The sequence below is a fragment of the Candidatus Uabimicrobium amorphum genome, assembly GCF_009002475.1.
Lineage (GTDB): Bacteria > Planctomycetota > Uabimicrobiia > Uabimicrobiales > Uabimicrobiaceae > Uabimicrobium > Uabimicrobium amorphum.
Genome location: NZ_AP019860.1, coordinates 5,336,726 through 5,355,216 on the forward strand (window position 1 = coordinate 5,336,726; position 18,491 = coordinate 5,355,216).

Consider the following 18,491-nt stretch of genomic DNA (forward strand, 5'->3'; position numbering starts at 1 on the left):
AAAGCCATTAGGAGCGTGAAATGGAGTATTCAAATGCACCAACGCAGCAAAATTTTAGTGATTATATAGGTCCTTACCGTATTACCGGTCTTCTCGGGCAAGGTGGCATGGGACAAGTCTTTCGTGCCTTTACGAAAGATGGACAAGCTGTTGCATTGAAGTGTATTGTCAAAGGTACTTCCTCTGAGGTAGAGATACAACGTTTTATCCGCGAAATTAAAACCACATACCGATTGAAACATCCAAATATTGTCGAAATATATGAGGCCGGACAGACAACGCGCTTTCTTTACTACACAATGCCCATGTTGAAGGGACAACCCTTAAATGATTGGTTTCGCGAAGCGCAACCTTCCCTACGCGTCGTTGTAAAACTAATAGACAAAATATGTCGCGCAATTCATTTTGCGCATTCTCGTGGTGTTATTCATCGTGATTTAAAACCGAATAATATATTTGTGGACGACAGGAATGAACCACTTATCATGGACTTTGGTATTGCCAAGGTTTTGGATACGCAAAAAGAACTTTCCAAGACGGGTGTAATACTGGGAACACTTCGCTATATGTCTCCGGAACAGGCAACAGGTAGGGCCAAAGAAGTTGATGCTCGTTCTGATGTTTATTCTTTAGGAATTATGCTCTATGAAATGATTACCGGGCGTAACGCTTTTGAAGGCGAATCTGTGGATATGATATACAACATTGTCCATAAAATTCCGCAAAACCCACGAGAGATGAATAAAGACATATCGGCAGATTTAGAATACGTATGCTTAAAAGCGATCGAAAAAAAGAAAGAAAATCGCTATAGCTCTGCGAAGCGCATGGCAATAGACCTTGGCAAGGTATATGGTGCACGCCGCAATAAACTTTCACAAACCCAGTTGATGAGCCAAAGCCTTTCCCATAAAATTGCACGTAATAGAGTCAAAATAAATAACTTTTTTTTCCTAATGAGTGGCGCGGTTTTTATGCTGCTATTTTTCGTTTGTTGGCAAGTTTTCTTTAATGGCAATAGTAGTGTCTCCGAAGATACACAGCAAAACTCTACTACGGAAGAAAAAAATTCTTCGGAGAAATCAAAAGATGAATTGTCCTTGGCGATACATAATTTAGCAATAGCGGTAAATGCGCAGAAAAAGAAAGAAATTGTTTATGCGCAACGACAAATTCTGCAACTAGTGAAAAAGTCGTTACAACAAAATCGTCAGAATGAAAAAATAACCAGTACGCTAAATGAGATTTTTGATATACCAAAGATCAATAGCGTTTTTTTGCGTGATATTCTCAATATGGTTGATTCATTTTGGATTGAAAAAAAGAATAACGAACTCTTTTTGGTAAAAGAAGATGTCCATCGCTCTTTAGCCATTTGGAGTTTGGAAAAGCATCGCTTTATCGTTGCCCTGGAAAAAGATGCGTGGGAGATACCTCTTTTTACAGAAAAAGATCAAGAACGTAACAATTTAGCCTACCGACAGCTTCTACAGGAACTCATTGCAAATGGCAAACAAAATGCCCTGGAGATTAATAATAATCGCTATCCCTATGAGGCAACATGCCGCTATAGTTTGTATTTGTTTGGCATTATTCGTTGCAAGATGTTTTTGCAGCAAGATGTGAGGAAAGATGCACAGCAATTTTTTCAAATTGTCGAAACTCTACATCGCAAGGTAAGCAATGACAAAAATCGCTATGAAGAAGATTATATCACTTGCCTTTTTTACGAAAAAATTATAGGCTTCGTGGTAAAGAAAATGTTTGATGCAAAGGGAAGAGCGGAGTATGAAAAGCGCATTGCCGCTTTGAAAGCATTGTTTTCTATTGCAGAAAATAATACACATTCATTGAAAGTAGCACAGCTTTGTTATAAGTTCGTCGAATACTCTAACTTCTCGCAAAGTTTAAGATCAAGATTGCATTTTGTGTTTGCCGAAGTGTATGCGGCAAATACGGTACTCTCACATCAAATGCAAAGCAATAATACAACATATAATTATGTGTTTGCAAAATTAGTAATGAAATTAACCGAGTATACCTTCCCCTATCACCACCACATTACAAATCTCAGTTGCCAGCGCCACATAAATAGAATTCTTCCTTATATCAAAAGTTTTCGCGAACAGTACAATCGCAAAGTTCTAGGTATAGTAGGCAATACCTACCGGCAGTGCGCTTTTAAAAAAGAAATGTTAGAAATAGAAAAATATGAATACTTTTTAGACAGTTATTTGACCAAAATTCAATCGCGCAACAAGTAGAGGTTTTTTTATGAAAAAACACCTGGTGCTATGGAGTTTATTGACGTGTTTTGCAATAACACAACAACACAATTCGCAGTATAAGCATGGGTATAAATTGTATCGAGCAAAAAAGTTTGCCCAAGCGGAGTCTGTGTTCAAAACAATACTGTTATCTTTAGATAAGGAGCAAAGCTTGCGAAAAAAGACGTTGTTTTTTCGTGGGAAATGTTTTTTATACCAAGAGTTGTATCGTTCCGCAATTAGCCAATTCGATGCCGCAATGACTTTTGAACAAAACGATGTTGATATTCTATACAATCGTGGAAAAGCATACTTTTTTTCGCAAGATTATGATCGAGCCATTGATGATTTTACACGCGTAGTTAGGCTGTTTCCCGAAAGTGTTTGGGCGTTGTACTACCGAGCAAACAGTTATTTTTCTGCCAACAAACTAGCCTTAGCGCAAAGCGATTACGAACGGTTGTTAGAGCTAGCACCTCGTTTTTTTAGAGGTTGGATCGGGCTTGCGAAAATTTCATACTCCAAAGGAAAACTGCGTATGGCGGTAAGGCAGTTGAAAAAGAGTTTACGAGCCAAAAATAGCGAAACTCACTATTATTTGGGAGTTATCGCCTTACACAAAAATAAAACTTCAGATGCATTTTCCGCTTTTTCTACCGCAGTAAAATACAATGATAAAGATTACAAATCCTGGTATGAACTGGGAAAAATTTATCTTGAGAAGAAAAAATATCAAATGGCGTTGCAAAGTTTCGAAAAAGCTGAGGGAGAGATCAAAACACACGACGTACTTTTACAAAAAGGTATTGCTCTTTACCATTTGCAAAAATATACGCAGGCAACAGAGATCTTTAAACGTTCTTTAGAGCAACGAGAATCGGCAAAAACATTCTATTACTTAGGACTTAGCTATCAAGGGGCGGAGCAGTTTGACGAAGCGACGTTTTACTATACACGAGCAATTCGTCTTAATCCACGATTATGGGAGGCATATCGCGATCGAGGTTATTGCGAAAGCAAGATCGGTAAATATTTTCAAGCACAACAAGACTACGAGGTTTTTATCAGTTCTGGCAAGACAGATTATTTAGCATTTTTTTACCGTGGAGAAATCTACGAGAAGATAAGCCAAAATGAAAAAGCGCTCCGCGACTATAATAAATGTATTAAGTTAAAAAAAGATTATGCTCCGGCATATGCCGCACGTAGCTTTTTACTGTTGCGTTATAAGAATGACGCCTCTCAAGCGCTTGTGGATATAGAAAAAGCGATAGAGCTAGCTCCGCAAGAGTCCGACTATTTCAATAAGCGCGCTACCTTGGAGTACTTGCTGGGAGATGTGGAAAAAGCATTGTCCGATGTAAGCCAGGCGATTGCATTGAACGGAAAGGCTAAGTATTTTTATAACCGCGGAATGATTTATCGCGTTCAAGAAAAATGGGAAAAAGCCATTGAGGACTTTACTACGGCGATTCGGCGTGATCCTCGAAATGCAAACGCTTATCACAGCCGTGGTCGCACTTATTTGTATACAAAACGTTTTGATAAAGCGATGGACGATTTTGACAAGGCAATTGCTCTTTTACCACAAGCAATGTTTTATTTTCATCGTGGACGTACATTTGAAGAATTAAACATGCCAAAAGAAGCTCTTGCAGATTACGATAAGGCGATTGCTTTGCGATCAGAAGCAGAGTTTTATTATGCAAAAGCAAGTATTTTATATCGCATGAAAAAGTTTTTGGAAAGCTTGCGCGAATGCAATCAAGCCATCACTGCCAATCCCGATGTTGCCGATTATTATTTTTTGCGTAGCGAAATATATAAAGAATTAGGTAACGAAGAGGACGCCGCTGTGAATCGTGCAATGGGAAAACGTTTAAAAAATAAAAAATATTAGGAAGGAAATTTTGTGCAAAAAAGAACTATTGTCACCATGCCTGGAGATGGTATTGGCAAAGTGGTATTGTCGGAAACAATACGCGTTTTAGAAGCTGTGGGTTTCGAAGCGGACTATGTACATGCGGACATTGGTTGGGATTTTTGGTGTCAGGAAGGAAATCCTCTACCTCAAAGAACGATTGATCTTATTGAAAAACACCGTGTAGGGCTGTTTGGAGCAATTACGTCAAAGCCTAACAATGAAGCTCAGGAAGAACTGGCTTCGCATTTACAAAATCAGGGATTGACTTATTTTAGTCCTATTGTGAAATTGCGCCAACATTTCGATTTGGATATCTGCATACGTCCATGTAAATCTTTTACGGGAAATCCTCTGAACTTTATTCGACGTACTGCCGATGGTGGCATAGAAGAACCGCCTGTGAACGCGGTGGTGTTTCGTCAAAATACAGAAGGACTATACGCCGGAGTGGAATGGACAAATCCCCCACGTGAACTGCGTGATGAATTAGAAAAACACGCGCGCATGGCGTTTTTTAAAGAAGTACCGAGTGAGGACTTGGCACTTTCTACACGTGTATTTAGTCGGGAAGCTTGCAGACGCATTGTCAAACAGGCGTTTCTTTATGCAAAAAAACATGGGCATAAATCGGTAACGATTTGTGAAAAACCCAATGTATTGCGCGAAACCTCTGGGATGTTAGAAGAAGAAGCCGCAAAAATTGCCAAAGATTTTCCTGAAATAGCATTGTATTCAAATAATATTGATGCACAGATGATGTGGCTTACAAAAAATCCCGAAGACACAGAAGTAATTGTGGCCGGTAACATGTTTGGCGACATTATTTCTGATGGATTTGCTGGTCTTGTCGGTGGGTTGGGATTTGCTTGTAGTGCTAATATTGGTGACGATTGCGCCGTTTTTGAACCTACGCATGGATCGGCTCCAAAGTACGAAGCGTACAGCACATCTATTGTGAATCCTATCGCCATGGTGATGAGTGCGAAAATGATGCTCGATTATTTAGATGAGTTGCCCAAAGCGCAACGGATCGAAAATGCTATTGCAAAAACAATCGCCGCATGTGAAGTGCAGACGTATGATATGAAAAAGATGCGTGGGCGTGAAGATGTTGTAGAAAAAGGAGCGGCAAGCACCAAACAAATGGTCGATGCAATTATTGCAAATTTGTAATTTGATTACTATGCCCTTTGCGGGCATAGTTTAATAAAGGAAACAATATGGAACCTCATTGGCTCTCTATCTTACCACCGGTGACCGCGATTATTTTGGCGATCTGGTCGCGACAAGTACTTGTCTCCCTTTTTGCTGGAATTTGGATGGGGTGGACTATTCTCGCAAATGGCAACGCGGTTATTGGATTGCGAGACGCTTTGGAAGCCTGTGTCAATGTCTTTAAAGACGGCGGTAACACAAAGGTAATTATTTTCTCGGCGATGGTGGGAGCACTAATTGCTTTGACACAACGTTCGGGAGGAGTTACGGGCTTTATTGACTGGATTTTTAACAAAGATTTGGTCAAAGGAAGAAAAAGTGCAGGAGTAGGAACATGGATTACAGGAATAGTTGTATTCGTCGAGTCTTCGATTACAAGTCTCGTTGTTGGATCAATTTTTCGACCTATTTTTGATCGCTTACATATATCACGCGAAAAATTAGCGTATTTTTGTGATTCCACGGCTGCCCCGGTGTGTATTTTAATCCCCATAAATGGGTGGGGGGCTTACATTATGGGGCTTCTGTCTAAGCAAGGCATTGATGGAGCTTTTGTGGTATTGTTAAAATCAATCGTGTTTAATTGGTATGCTATTTTAGCATTGGCAATGGTACTATTTGTTATCTTGTTTGATTTTAATATTGGTCCCATGGCGGCGGCAGAAAAACGTACCAAAGAAGGGAAGCTCGCCGATGATGATGCCACACCGCTTGTGAGTGATGACGTATTGTCTCTGAATGCGAAGGAAAATGTAACGCCTCGCGCACGCAATATGCTGTGGCCTATTGCCACCATGGTGATTATGATGCCTGTCGGTTTATGGATTACTGGTAGTGCAACTTTGCAACAACAAGGGCTATTTGCCGAAGCCTCTTTTTTCGATGTATTATCTAAAGGTTCAGGTTCCACATCAGTTTTTTGGGCGGTGTTGGCCGCTATTAGTGTTGCCGGCATTATGTACTATGTACAAGGTATTATGAAAGTGGAAGAGATTATGTCTCTTGTTGTGAAGGGAATGGGAGGACTTATGCCTCTAGCCATATTGATGGTATTTGCCTTTGCGATTGGAGCTACTTGTAAAGAGCTACAAACAGGAAAATATGTATCGGAGGTGGCAAAACAGTGGTTGAGCCCGAAATTGATACCACTCGTTTTGTTTGGTGTTTCTGCCTTTATTGCGTTTTCCACGGGAACTTCTTGGGGAACTTTCGCGATCATGATACCGATTGCCATTCCCCTTGTCGAAACAATGGGGGCAAATATACATTTAGTTCTGGGAGCAGTTCTTAGCGGTGGAATTTTTGGAGATCATTGTTCTCCTATTTCCGACACCACGATTATTTCTTCGATGGCAAGCGGTTGTGATCACATTGCCCACGTGAAAACACAATTGCCATATGCGCTTCTGACCGGAGCTATCGCAAGTTTTATTTATTTACTTTTGGGTCTTTTCTTTTCGTAAGGTATATTAAACATGAAAAATATGACATATTTATTGATACTTTGCTGTCTTAGTTTCATATATGCGCAGAAAACAGATACTGCTTTACCATTAAATCCCGATGTGCGCATGGGAAAACTGGACAACGGCATTACATATTACATACAAAAAAATACTATGCCCGAAAAACGTCTTACGCTGCGATTGGTAGTGAATGCCGGCTCCAATTTAGAAGATGACGATCAATTGGGGATTGCCCACTATACAGAGCACATGGCATTTAATGGTTCTAAAAATTTTGCTAAAAATGACCTTGTCGATTACTTACAAAGCGTAGGGGTAAAGTTCGGTAGCCATCTCAATGCCTATACGGGGTTTGACGAAACGGTGTACATTTTACCTATCCCGAGTGATTCGGAAGAGATTGTTGATAAAGGTTTTCAGATACTAGAAGACTGGGCGCATAATATCTCTTTCGATGAAGGTGAAATAAAAAAGAATTAGGGGTCATTACTGAAGAATGGCGTATAGGGCAAGGTGCGCAAATGCGCATTATGAAAAAATTACTTCCCAGCCTTTTAGGCGGATCGCGCTACGAAAAGCGTCTTCCTATTGGTAAGAAAGACGTATTCTCCAAATTTACCCGCGAGCACTTTTTACGTTTCTATCGAGATTGGTATCGTCCCAATTTGATGGCAGTAGTTGCTGTTGGTGATATGGATGTCGACAAAATCGAAGAGAAAATCCGCAAGCATTTTTCACAAATTAAAGTCCCCGAAAAAATACGTGAACGCCAAAATTTCCAAGTTCCCAAACATAAAGGTACGCGTGTGGCGGTGATCACGGATAAAGAAATGCCGTACTGTCAAATTTTATTACTACACAATCACGATAAGACTCCTTTTGTCACCGAAGAAGACTACCGAAAGCAAATCTTGCATTCGCTATTTACAATGATGATGAATGTGCGCCTAAGCGAAATTACACGTCAGGCAAATCCACCATTTATTTACGCGGCGTCGCGATACGGTAACATGTTTGGTGTACGTAGTAAAGACTCGTATCAGGTGTTTTCTGCGGCATCAGAGCAAAACATTTTACGTGCCGTTCAAGTGCTAGTTGCCGAAAATATTCGTGTTAAAAAGCATGGTTTTACCAAAAGTGAATTGGCGGTCGCCAAGAAGAATCTACTCAAACAGTACCAAGTGGCATTCAATGAACGCGAAAAAACTTCTTCAAAACGTTTTGCGGGAGAGTATGTTGCCCACTTTTTGACTGGCGTACCTTCTCCAGGTATTAAACATGAATATGAATTGCATAAACGCTATGTACCAGAAATTAAGATAGAAGAAGTCAATGTATTGGCGAGCGAGTGGATCAAAGAGGATGACAATGTCGCCGTCGTCATTGCACCAGAAAAACCTGGCTTAGTACTGCCGTCTTCCGAACAAATCCTCAATACAATCAACGCGACTAAGAAAGAGGAAATCGCTGCGTATCAAGAAGAAGAAGTGGACTCTAAGTTAATAAAAAAAGAGCTACTACCAGGAAAGATTATCGAAGAAAAAACTCATGAAGCCACAGGAACAACTCATCTACGTTTGGCAAATGGTGTACGCGTAGTTCTAAAAAACACCGATTTTAAAAATGACCAAATTTTGATGTACGCACAAAGTTTTGGTGGAGAATCACTACTGAGTGATGAAGAATATTTTGCCTCCACAGGAATGGTAAATATTCTCTCTGAGAGTGGACTGGGAAGTTTCACGCGCAAGCAACTTGCAAAAGCACTTGCTGGTAAATCCGTTTCTGTTTCCCCTTTTATTGGAAGCATTAGCGAAGGAATGAGCGGTCGAGCGACACCCGATAGTTTTGAAACTCTAATGCAACTCACACATTTATGGTTTACCAATCCACGCATGGATAAGGATATTTTTGCATCGACGATAGCAAAAGAAAAGGCCATATACAAAAATATGGCGGTAGACCCTAACAGTTACTTCAATGACCAAGTGATCCGCGTTTTAGGACAAAATCACCCACGTGCTTACTCCATTCCTACGGACGAACATTGGACAAATCTTGATCATGAAAAAATGTTGAAAATATACAAAGAGCGCTTCGCCAATGCCGGAGATTTTATATTTTTCTTTGTAGGTAGTTTTGACATAAATACGGCAAAGTCATTAGTGGCAAAGTATTTGGGAAGTCTTAGTGGGGAAGACAAGCAAGAAGAATTCAAAGATCTCGGTATTCATCCTCCGGAAGGTAAGGTGCAAAAAGCTTTCTATCGAGGTTCTGCTCCTCGTAGTATGGTGAACTTGATCTATCCGGGAAAATTGGATAAATACACGCCAAAATTAGCACACCGCATGAGATGCTTGGCAGAGGTTTTAAGTATTAAATTGATTGAGAGCCTGCGCGAAGAAAAAGGCGGGGTATATTCTGGTGGTGTAGGCGCTAGGGTGAATAAACGCCCAAGTGAGCGTTACTATCTGCGAGTAGCATTTCCTTGTGCTCCTGAAAATGCCAAGATGCTCATCGCAACTTTTGATAGTCTACTAAAAAACATTCGCGAGAATGGACCAGAGCAAAAAGATGTGGATAAAGTAGTGAAAGGTCAAATACGCGACTTGGAAGTCAACTTGAAACGCAATCAGTTTTGGCTAGCGCATTTGTACACCTCTGATTATCTTGGATTAGAGTTAGAAGATCCGGCAAAAGCGAAGTCGCAAATTGAATCTCTAACCGCGAAGGAATTGCAAGAAGTCGCACAGAAATATTTCTCCGGAGAGAACTGCATTGAGCTGATACTGTATCCTGAGAAAGAGGAGGCGGAAGAGGAAGCAAAATAAGGTTTTCTCTGGTGTGCGATGCCCCCACATCGGTGCTACGCACCGATTGCTCCCCTGGGGGAGCCTAATACATCTAAAGCGTACAGGGAAAGATGTCACTGGTGTGAGGGCTATAATTTCAACGTTTGACGCTCATGAAATCCAGCAATATAAACAAAATTAGACGTGTTACGCCTCTCCCTGTGGGAGAGGCATGAGAATGAAGGTTGTTAGCGAAGCTACAACCTGAAATTCGATGGTGAGGGCACCAATTCGGAAACGAATATCCCTCTTTAGTTATCCCCACGAAAAATACCTTCCATACTCCCTCGGCGTATCTATATTCCGCAATACATGGTCACAATCTACCTGTAAATTTTTACGTGTGAAAGCACGTAGTACCTCGCGTAGGTTCTCATCATCCTGTGGTGAATTTGCAATTCTATCGATTACCTTTTGCCCAAAGAGTATAGGATGCCCACCACGTTTTTCAAAACACGGCACTATATAGTCACTGTTGCCCATACTTGCACACAATTTCTGCAATAAATTTTGCTCGATAAAGGGTTGGTCGATAGGTTGTAAAAAACAGAAAGGCTGTTGGACTTTTTGCAGTCCTAACTTTAATGAATAGAATCTTTCTTTTTCTGGGGAAGGGTTTACGACTATTTGGCCTGTAGAAAAATGTTGTTTGTGAAAGTTTTTATTTACGACTGTGATAATTTGTGAACAGCCGAAAGAGGTGTATTCTGCATAGATTTTTTGTAGAAAAGTTTGGTTTTTGTCCCACATAAGAGTGGACTTGCATTTTCCCATACGCGTTGAAAGACCTGCTGTTAAGACAATGCAAGCAGTTGTGTTGGCTTGTACCACAAAAAAGAACCTTTAAAAAAAAATAACGAGGGATAAAAATCCCTCGTCTAAGCTGCTAATAATTAATCAACCCACCTATTTTATGCATTTAAGACTAAATTTTAGGTTATATGTAATTATGTTTTTTTATGGTATTACGAAGTTTTTCTAATGATTCTTTTATAATTTGTCTCACACGTTCTCTTGATAAATTTACGTGATTGCTGATTTCTTGAAGAGTCATTGGACCTTTGTTGTCTAACCCAAAACGTTTGCGTAAAATATCGCGACATTTTGGATCTAAAGTCTTCATCAACACTTCCAAACGCTCTATATCTTCTTTACCAACTTGTTCTTCTCTTTGCTTATCTTCGATAATGTCTTTTTGTGCACATATCTTATCTAAGCTTTGGATTTGGGAAAGGTTTACAGAAGATCTCAATATGTTTTCTACATATTTTCTTTTTTCTGGCTTTTCTTCCAGAATAGCAACCACTTCATCCATACCAGGTGTTGTACCATTTTGTAGTGTTAGTTTTGCAGAAATTTCTTCTGCTTTTGCCATCAACTCTCTCATGTATGATGGAATTCTTACTACTTTACTACTATCTGTAAGTGCTCTTCTTATGGCTTGTTTTATCCACCATGTGGCATAGGTTGAAAAACGACAACCTCTTTCGGGATCAAAGCGCTCAACTGCTTTTAGTAAACCTATGTTGCCTTCTTCTATTAAGTCATGAAGAGGAAGACCGCAATTAACATATTTTTTTGCAATGTTAACTACCAACCTAAGGTTAGCGCTGATCATCTCTTCGCGTGCTTTGTGATCACCTTTTTGCACTAGAACGGCAAGTTCTAGTTCTCTTTCCGCAGAAAGGAGCTTGATGCGGTTGATGTCTTTCAAATATGTTTCCAAAATAAATTCGGTAGCGATGACTAGGTCCTCCTTAAGACTAAACTCCTCTTTGTGTTTTTCTCTTTGAAAATTTCTTTGTTTAGTATATAAAACGGACCAAAAGCAAATTTGTTGGATTTTTTTTGCAAAAAAAATTACAAAATAGTTTGTGAGCCTTAATTTTACTGCGTGAAAAATTTTTATTTTACTTCGCAAACTGTAATGGAATGGTAGCTTTTATTGTCGCGGTCAGACACTGGAGAAACTACGATAATTTGTTGGCCTTTTTCCGCAATACGCGCTCTTTTTACCGTTTCGATGGAAATATCAATAAATTCACCAAAATTCACCGGAGCATCTAAAAGGACAGGTATTACTCCCCAGTACAAGGACATTTGATTGACAACTCGTTCGTCTGTACAGTAAGCAAATATAGGTGCCATTGGGCGTAAACCCGATAGTAGCCGTGGTCCATATGCTCCGTGAGTAAAAACATTCAGGGCGCGAATGGACAAATCTTGTGAAAGTAGCGTACACGCTCGTGAAATAGCATCAGGGAGATCGTAAATGTTATCGTCGAGTTCTAGTCGTCCAAGTTGTTTGTGTGACCACTTGTAATGCTCCACTTCACGTATTACGGCATCCATGACTTTTACAGACTCTAAAGGGTAGCGCCCTGCTGCAGTTTCACCGGAAAGCATTACCGCGTCGGCGTTGTCAAATGCCGCATTTGCCACGTCACTTACCTCTGCGCGTGTAGGGCGTGCATTTGTTATCATGCTTTCCAACATCTGTGTGGCAACAATAACAGGTTTGTGGTTGAGGTTCGCTAGCTCTATGAGTTCTTTTTGTACGATAGGTACCTTTTGCGGTTCTAGCTCAACACCTAGATCTCCACGAGCAACCATAACGCCATCTGTTGCGTCTACGATACCTTTCATGTCATCTAGTGCTTCAGGCTTTTCTATTTTGGCAATGATGTGTATCGGGTGTTCAAGATAACGTTTTAGCTCTTCTCCATGAAATGTTTCTTGGGTGAATGTTCGTATTTTGTTGCGAAGGTCGATGATTTCATCGGCGCGGCGTACGAAAGACAATGCTACGTAGTCCACGCGATTTTCGATGCAAAATTTTAAATCGCGAATATCTTTTGCGGTTAGCGCTGGTACGGAAAGAGCTGAGCCAGGGATGTTCATACCTTTGTTGTTTTTGAGAATACCGCCTCTTACAACACGGCAAGTCGCACACGTATCAGAATTTATGGCAATGACCTGTAATTCTAAATTTCCATCGTCTAGAAGAATATACTGGCCAATTTTTACATCCTGAATCAGCATGGAATATTGGGAAGGAATGACACCTTTGCTTCCGAGAACATTGTCGGTAACAACCAACACTTCCTCATCTACCTCCAGAAAAACTTCTTGTTTTCCGAATTTGTTGGGTGCAAATTGTCCTACGCGAATTTTGGGACCACATAAATCGCCTAAAATGGCAACATCTACACCTGTTTCATAACTTATTTTACGAATATTTCTTATGATATTTAAGTGGCTTTCGTGTGTGCCATGAGAAAAATTAAGTCGGCAAACATTTACTCCATTTACAATTAAATCTTTTAGGGCTTTTTCTGTGCAGCTAGAAAGACCTATTGTTGCTACTATTTTAGTTCTACGAAGTTTCAAAATGGGGATTGTATTATACTCAAACATAGTGATATCCAAGGTTGACAAACAATAAAAAATATTTACAATCATTCAACATGACTTTAATCAAGTATACATAGAAGTCGTAAGGATCTAAAATAGGTTACTATGTTGAGAAACTTTTGTGGCTAAATCAATTATTTTAGACGCCTTAGTCATAAAAATTACCATAGCATTGTTGTTACATAAAAACAACAACAATATACATTTCATTTTATCGAGGTAGCGAAAAATGCGTCCAGATGTAAATCAAATTAAAGAAGAAATTCGTCAGTACTCTGATTTGTTACAGCAATTGGAAAATGAAGTATATAAAGTGTTGATTGGACAAAAGCACTTATACTCACGTATACTGATCGCACTTTTGACAAACGGGCACATTCTTTTAGAAGGGTTACCGGGACTTGCAAAAACAACAGCGATAAAAACCCTTAGCGACTGTACAAACACTAAATTTCAACGTATACAGTTCACTCCTGATTTACTACCTGCCGATTTAATTGGTACGCAGATTTATAATCCAAAAGATGGTGATTTTTCTGTAAAGCAGGGGCCCATTTTTGCGAACATTGTTCTTGCCGATGAAATTAACCGTGCTCCGGCGAAAGTACAGTCTGCATTACTTGAAGCGATGCAGGAGCATCAAGTAAGTATTGGTGAAGAAACTTTCCATTTAGACCAACCATTTTTAGTAATGGCAACACAAAACCCCATTGAACAAGAAGGTACCTATCCTCTTCCTGAAGCGCAAGTTGACCGCTTTATGCTCAAGGTTCAAGTTGGTTATCCTAATCGCGAAGAAGAACGCAAGATTATGGACCGCTTTACTGAGGAAGATGATTTTTCTCTAAAGCCCATTCTCAGTAAAGAAGATATTTTTGCGATGCGCAACACCATCAAAAAAATTTATATCGATGACAAGGTCAAAGACTATATTGTCGATTTGGTTTTTGCTACGAGAGAGCCAGAAAAGTTTTCGTCAAAGGGGTTACTATACCCTGCCAGTGAACTGAAGGTAGCAGATCACAATGCTGTGGACATACCTTTTGGAGATCTTATCGAAAATGGTGCGTCTCCACGTGCTACGATTTATCTGACATTAGCGTCGAAAGCTGTCGCTTTTCTCGAAGGGCGTGGATACGTAACGCCACAAGATGTAAAAAATGTTGCACAGAACATCCTTGGACACCGCATATTGATTACCTATGAAGCAGAAGCCAATGAGATTACATCTACCGATATAGTAAATATTTTACTTCGCGAAGTACCTGTTCCTTAGAGGATATTATGCAAGCAAAAGAATTGATCAAAAAAGTACATCGCATTCAAATTATCACAAATCGCATGGTAAATGACATCCTTGCCGGAGAGTACCACAGTGCTTTCAAAGGTAAAGGGATGGAGTTTGACGAGGTGCGCGAGTATCAGGTGGGCGATGACATTCGCAATATAGACTGGAACGTAACAGCAAGAACAGGGATTCCCCATGTCAAAAGGTTTAGTGAAGAACGCGAGTTGACCATTTACTTTGTTGTCGACATTAGCCCCTCTCAGGGATTTGGTACTCAAAACCGTACAAAGGCACAGTTGGCAGTGGAGATTGCCGCCATTTTGGCGTTCGCGGCGATTAAAAATAATGATAAGGTCGGGCTAATTTTATTTTCCGACAGAATCGAGAAATTTCTTCCGCCGCGCAAAGGGCGTTATGCCGTAATGCGCATTATCCGCGAGATGTTATCTAATACGACAGAGGGGGAGGGGACAGACGTCGCCATGGCGCTAGAATATCTAGGGCGTGTGCAGCGACGCAAGGCAGTTGTCTTTCTCATTTCAGATTTTTTGAGTGCGGCATATGAAAAAAGTATAAAGCAAGCGCAGTCAAAACACGATGTTATCGCGATTACTTCGCATGATCCAGGTGAATTTTCTTTTCCTGGTGTTGGACTTGTCGAGCTAGAGGATTCGGAGACAGGTGAACGTATCATTGTCGATGGAAAGTCTCCCATGCTACAAAAAATGTTTGCGCAACGTACAAATAAAGTTAAAAAAGAGCGCGAGTCTTTGTTTAAAAGAATTGATATGGATGAATTGTCCGTGTCGACAAATGAAGATTATTTGAAAAATATCCATCAACTATTTCGCAAACGAGCTTTGGGGCGTAAAAGAAAATAAGTGAGGTTTTTATGAACACACCACAATTACAACTTCCACAACATCCCAATGCCAAACAACGAAAACAAAATACTCGTTGGGCATTTGTGATCGTTATCATATTACAATTGGCAACAATTACAGTTTTACTGTTACGACCAAAACAACAAGCTACCAACACTAGCTATTTGCAAAAGACGGCGATTAAGTTGGAAGAAATGAATTTACGCAGTGCAGCAGTGGAAGTTTGGCTGCAGTACATAGCGACAGGTGTTGATGATAATAAACGTGCCGCTTTGTACTTAAGAGTGGCGCGTTTGCTACAAAATGACGGAAAGCATAAAGACGCCGCTAAATATTTTGTTTTTTCCCAACGATTGGAAAAAAATGAAGAAACAAAAAGACAAATCGCCGAGTATCTCAGTGACTCTTTGAGTGAAATGAAACGTTTTTCTGCAATGGAAGATATTGTAAAAGAACAGGTAGAATTCGGTTACAAGAAGAAGGCGAAGGAAGTGTTGGCTCAGATTGGCCAAAGAGAAATTTATGCTGACGACGTACAAAAAATAATAACCCGACAAATTGCAACAAAGACAAACTTGATGCGTTTGGCTTTTCCGCAAATGGCGCAAAATACACAGTTGATGGAAGGAATGTCCAAACAATACGAAACGGCAGAAGGTAAGAAGGCCGCTCTAGAAGAGTACTTATTCCATGAAGTTTTGTGGCGTAAAGCAGTAGAGGATGGATTGCATAACGAGAGTGTTCACCAAAAAAGTGTAAAAAATATTGCAAAAAGATTGTTGGTAAATGAAGTTTTACAGCGCGAAGTAAACCGACAAATCGTGGTGTTACCGGAAGAAATAAACGCGTACTACCAGCAAAATGCAGCACAGTTTGTTTCTCCCGCTTTTGCGAAAGTCACTATCAAGAATTTTTCTAACGAGGAACAGGCAAAAGAAGCCATTCTTTCTGAGGAAGAAAAAGAAAAAGCCATTACCATCACTCCGGAAACTTCTCGTGTCGATGACATTGGCGACATTAGCTCCATCGTAGGGGAAATTTTTTCTGAAGCGTCTTCCGCTAAAACGATCTATACCCTCAACGAAAAATTTGTACGTGTGTGGATACACGAAATGGAAAAACAAAAGCAACAGTCTTTAGAGGATGTCCGTGAACAGATACAACGGCAAGTGTATCAGAAAAAATATCAGATGATTATGCAGCAATTTATGCAACAACTATATAAAAAATACAATGCAGAAATGTTTTCTAAAGACGAACAACAACCCCAAGAAAAAAAAGTGGAAGAGAAAGAGGCCAAATGAAATTTCAGAATTTTGATTTGTTGATGCGCGAATACGAAGAAGCGTTGGACCAAAAAATTCCACCTAGGATCTGGCCTGTTGTACGTTTGGATGGCAGGTCTTTTAGCCACTTGACTGAAAAGTTAAATTTTGAGAAACCCTTTGATATAAGATTTCGCGATGCGATGATTGCCACGACAAAACATGTGATGCAATGTGGTTTTCAAGCTCTCTACGCATACGTGGAAAGCGATGAAATTTCTATTTTATTTTCAAAGCACGACAATACTTTTAAGCGCAAAATACGTAAATGGTTGAGCAATCTAGCTGGGGAAGCAAGTGCGGCTTTTACACATCATCTCCAACAGCCAGGAGTTTTTGATGCACGTATTTGTCCATTTCCCGATACCGAAACCATTCTCGATTATTTTAGTTGGCGACAAGGAGATAGTGCACGTAATTCTTTGAATGCTTATTGCTATTGGACATTACGTCAAAATGGAAAAAATGAACGCCAAGCAACAAAAGTTTTAGAAAGGATGCCTGTAGAAGAAAAATATCTTTTGTTAAGATCTTTAGGTATTCACCATAAAGAAATTCCTTCATGGCAGAGATATGGAACTGCTGTGGTATGGAAAGAAGTTTCAAAAGAGGGTTACAACCCTGTGACAAAAGAGACCGTAACTACTAAAAGACGCATTCTCGAAACAGTGATTGATTTACCCAAACAACAAGCTTACCAAGAGTTTATCCAACAATTTATCTGCGAGAAAATATGAATACGAAAAAAATTTTGCTAATAATCGTACCCGTGATATGTGTGGTGGCCTTTTTCTTTTCTTACGAGGAAAAAAAACGACCTGTCTACAAAAAAAAAGGCGTAACAGTAACTTCCGATTTTAAATATGGCGATGCGAGTGCTCAGGATCAGGATGACATGTGTATCTGGATTCATCCTCGGGATGAGAAACAGAGTTTAATTATCTCTGCGGACAAAGAAGCACACAAGTTATTTGTTTATGATATGAGCGGTAAGGTGTTGCAAACGGTACCGTGCTATAAACCAGGTAACATTGATGTACGTTATAATTTTCCTCTAGGAGAAAAAAAAATAGATATCGTTGTTACAACAACGCGTAGAAAAAAAAATATCATTCTTGTGTTCCAAATGGACTCTGAAAATTTACTGAAAAGAATAGACGATGGAAGTGGCCTACTAGAGTCTGTGCGTTCGCAACGTAAATCTTTTGGGGGAACATTGTATCATGATCGCACGAACAATAAGTTTTATTTTATCAAAACGGATGAAGACGCAAGTCAAAGTGTAGAGCAGTTTGAGATATGTAGTAACCCAAATAATCAGGTTTCTCTAAAAAAGGTACGAGAGTGGGATATTGATGAGAAGTGTGAGGGGGCTGCGGCCGACGATGAAAACGAAGCTATTTATATTTGTGAGGAAAAACGTGGAGTATGGAAAATCTCTACCGATTTGACAAAACCGGTAAAGAAGGAATTATTGCCTCTTCCTGATAATACCCATGTGAGTTTGGAAGGTGTTACCATTTATAAAACTTCGCCAAAGGACGGATATATCATTGTTTCCTTACAGTCACATAGTTCTTATTTAGTGTACGATCGAGTAACAAATAAATATATCACTGTTTTTCACTTGCAAGATGGTAAGGGAACAGATGGCGTGGATGTCACACCTATTTCTATTCATCCCGAAATTGAAGGTGGGGTTTTTGTGTGCCATTCTATGCCTTTACCACCCAATTATCCTATTTTGTTGACTTCGTGGAAGAAGATAGCGGAAAAACTACAGTTGCAGTACAAAAGTTCGTATAAAGTGCGTTAAACATTTCAAGAGATGGTACGGCAAATACGAAAACATCGTA

Annotated in this window: 14 protein-coding genes; 11 read left to right on the plus strand and 3 right to left on the minus strand. The window is 39.8% G+C overall.

Going from position 1 to position 18,491, the window contains the following annotated elements:
• The first annotated feature begins 20 nt into the window (after nucleotides 1-20).
• Genes UABAM_RS19335 through UABAM_RS19360 form a run of 6 tightly spaced genes read left to right on the plus strand, consistent with a single transcriptional unit; the run spans nucleotide 21 to nucleotide 9,703 of the window.
• Nucleotides 21-2,264: a serine/threonine protein kinase gene (locus UABAM_RS19335; RefSeq protein WP_151969646.1), complete on the plus strand. Its 2,244-nt coding sequence runs from the start codon at nucleotides 21-23 to the stop codon at nucleotides 2,262-2,264.
• A 10-nt stretch (nucleotides 2,265-2,274) separates the two neighbouring features.
• Entirely contained in the window at nucleotides 2,275-4,167 is a 1,893-nt protein-coding gene (locus tag UABAM_RS19340) for a tetratricopeptide repeat protein (protein ID WP_151969647.1), read from the plus strand.
• Nucleotides 4,168-4,179: 12 nt separating this feature from the next.
• Nucleotides 4,180-5,364, plus strand: coding sequence for an isocitrate/isopropylmalate dehydrogenase family protein (locus tag UABAM_RS19345; RefSeq protein ID WP_229759279.1), 1,185 nt, complete (start codon nucleotides 4,180-4,182; stop codon nucleotides 5,362-5,364).
• Between the two features lie 47 nt (nucleotides 5,365-5,411).
• Nucleotides 5,412-6,869: a Na+/H+ antiporter NhaC family protein gene (locus tag UABAM_RS19350; RefSeq protein WP_151969648.1), complete on the plus strand. Its 1,458-nt coding sequence runs from the start codon at nucleotides 5,412-5,414 to the stop codon at nucleotides 6,867-6,869.
• A gap of 12 nt (nucleotides 6,870-6,881) precedes the next feature.
• Complete coding sequence (locus UABAM_RS19355) at nucleotides 6,882-7,352, plus strand: M16 family metallopeptidase (protein WP_151969649.1); 471 nt, start codon at nucleotides 6,882-6,884, stop codon at nucleotides 7,350-7,352.
• 41 nt (nucleotides 7,353-7,393) lie between these two features.
• Nucleotides 7,394-9,703: a M16 family metallopeptidase gene (locus tag UABAM_RS19360; protein ID WP_151969650.1), complete on the plus strand. Its 2,310-nt coding sequence runs from the start codon at nucleotides 7,394-7,396 to the stop codon at nucleotides 9,701-9,703.
• Between the two features lie 276 nt (nucleotides 9,704-9,979).
• Here UABAM_RS19360 and UABAM_RS19365 read toward each other — a convergent pair whose 3' ends face one another.
• The 3 genes from UABAM_RS19365 to pyk all read right to left on the minus strand — a co-directional run bounded on the left by UABAM_RS19365 (nucleotide 9,980) and on the right by pyk (nucleotide 13,141).
• Nucleotides 9,980-10,555 (minus strand): nucleotidyltransferase family protein, encoded by a 576-nt coding sequence (locus tag UABAM_RS19365; RefSeq protein WP_151969651.1) that lies wholly within the window; start codon nucleotides 10,553-10,555, stop codon nucleotides 9,980-9,982.
• Between the two features lie 106 nt (nucleotides 10,556-10,661).
• Nucleotides 10,662-11,438, minus strand: coding sequence for a sigma-70 family RNA polymerase sigma factor (locus UABAM_RS19370; RefSeq protein ID WP_173013432.1), 777 nt, complete (start codon nucleotides 11,436-11,438; stop codon nucleotides 10,662-10,664).
• Between the two features lie 191 nt (nucleotides 11,439-11,629).
• Nucleotides 11,630-13,141, minus strand: a complete 1,512-nt coding sequence (pyk, locus tag UABAM_RS19375) for a pyruvate kinase (protein ID WP_173013433.1) — start codon at nucleotides 13,139-13,141, stop codon at nucleotides 11,630-11,632.
• A gap of 226 nt (nucleotides 13,142-13,367) precedes the next feature.
• On the opposite strand from pyk, the gene UABAM_RS19380 reads away from it, so the two are divergent.
• From UABAM_RS19380 to UABAM_RS19400, 5 genes are read left to right on the plus strand one after another with little or no spacing between them, the layout of a single operon-like run.
• The gene (locus UABAM_RS19380; RefSeq protein ID WP_151969654.1) at nucleotides 13,368-14,414 is read left to right on the plus strand and encodes an AAA family ATPase; all 1,047 of its coding nucleotides are present in this window, start codon (nucleotides 13,368-13,370) and stop codon (nucleotides 14,412-14,414) included.
• A gap of 8 nt (nucleotides 14,415-14,422) precedes the next feature.
• Nucleotides 14,423-15,307 (plus strand): DUF58 domain-containing protein, encoded by an 885-nt coding sequence (locus UABAM_RS19385; protein ID WP_151969655.1) that lies wholly within the window; start codon nucleotides 14,423-14,425, stop codon nucleotides 15,305-15,307.
• A gap of 11 nt (nucleotides 15,308-15,318) precedes the next feature.
• A complete protein-coding gene (locus tag UABAM_RS19390) occupies nucleotides 15,319-16,614 on the plus strand; it encodes a hypothetical protein (RefSeq protein WP_151969656.1) in 1,296 nt (431 codons plus the stop codon).
• Nucleotides 16,611-17,372 (plus strand): tRNA(His) guanylyltransferase Thg1 family protein, encoded by a 762-nt coding sequence (locus UABAM_RS19395; protein WP_151969657.1) that lies wholly within the window; start codon nucleotides 16,611-16,613, stop codon nucleotides 17,370-17,372. Before UABAM_RS19390 ends, UABAM_RS19395 begins: the two co-directional genes overlap by 4 nt.
• Nucleotides 17,369-18,451 (plus strand): phytase, encoded by a 1,083-nt coding sequence (locus UABAM_RS19400; RefSeq protein WP_151969658.1) that lies wholly within the window; start codon nucleotides 17,369-17,371, stop codon nucleotides 18,449-18,451. The genes UABAM_RS19395 and UABAM_RS19400 overlap by 4 nt, the downstream gene beginning before the upstream one ends.
• Nucleotides 18,452-18,491: the final 40 nt, after the last annotated feature.

Bases quoted from the DNA above. Each gene is read 5' to 3' on its own strand.
- UABAM_RS19360 (WP_151969650.1), top strand. From the start codon at position 7,394: ATGCGCATTATGAAAAAATTACTTCCCAGCCTTTTAGGCGGATCGCGC.
- UABAM_RS19390 (WP_151969656.1), top strand. From the start codon at position 15,319: ATGAACACACCACAATTACAACTTCCACAACATCCCAATGCCAAACAA.
- UABAM_RS19380 (WP_151969654.1), top strand. From the start codon at position 13,368: ATGCGTCCAGATGTAAATCAAATTAAAGAAGAAATTCGTCAGTACTCT.
- UABAM_RS19400 (WP_151969658.1), top strand. From the start codon at position 17,369: ATGAATACGAAAAAAATTTTGCTAATAATCGTACCCGTGATATGTGTG.
- UABAM_RS19395 (WP_151969657.1), top strand. From the start codon at position 16,611: ATGAAATTTCAGAATTTTGATTTGTTGATGCGCGAATACGAAGAAGCG.
- UABAM_RS19350 (WP_151969648.1), top strand. From the start codon at position 5,412: ATGGAACCTCATTGGCTCTCTATCTTACCACCGGTGACCGCGATTATT.
- UABAM_RS19335 (WP_151969646.1), top strand. From the start codon at position 21: ATGGAGTATTCAAATGCACCAACGCAGCAAAATTTTAGTGATTATATA.
- UABAM_RS19355 (WP_151969649.1), top strand. From the start codon at position 6,882: ATGAAAAATATGACATATTTATTGATACTTTGCTGTCTTAGTTTCATA.
- UABAM_RS19340 (WP_151969647.1), top strand. From the start codon at position 2,275: ATGAAAAAACACCTGGTGCTATGGAGTTTATTGACGTGTTTTGCAATA.
- pyk (WP_173013433.1), bottom strand. From the start codon at position 13,141: ATGTTTGAGTATAATACAATCCCCATTTTGAAACTTCGTAGAACTAAA.
- UABAM_RS19385 (WP_151969655.1), top strand. From the start codon at position 14,423: ATGCAAGCAAAAGAATTGATCAAAAAAGTACATCGCATTCAAATTATC.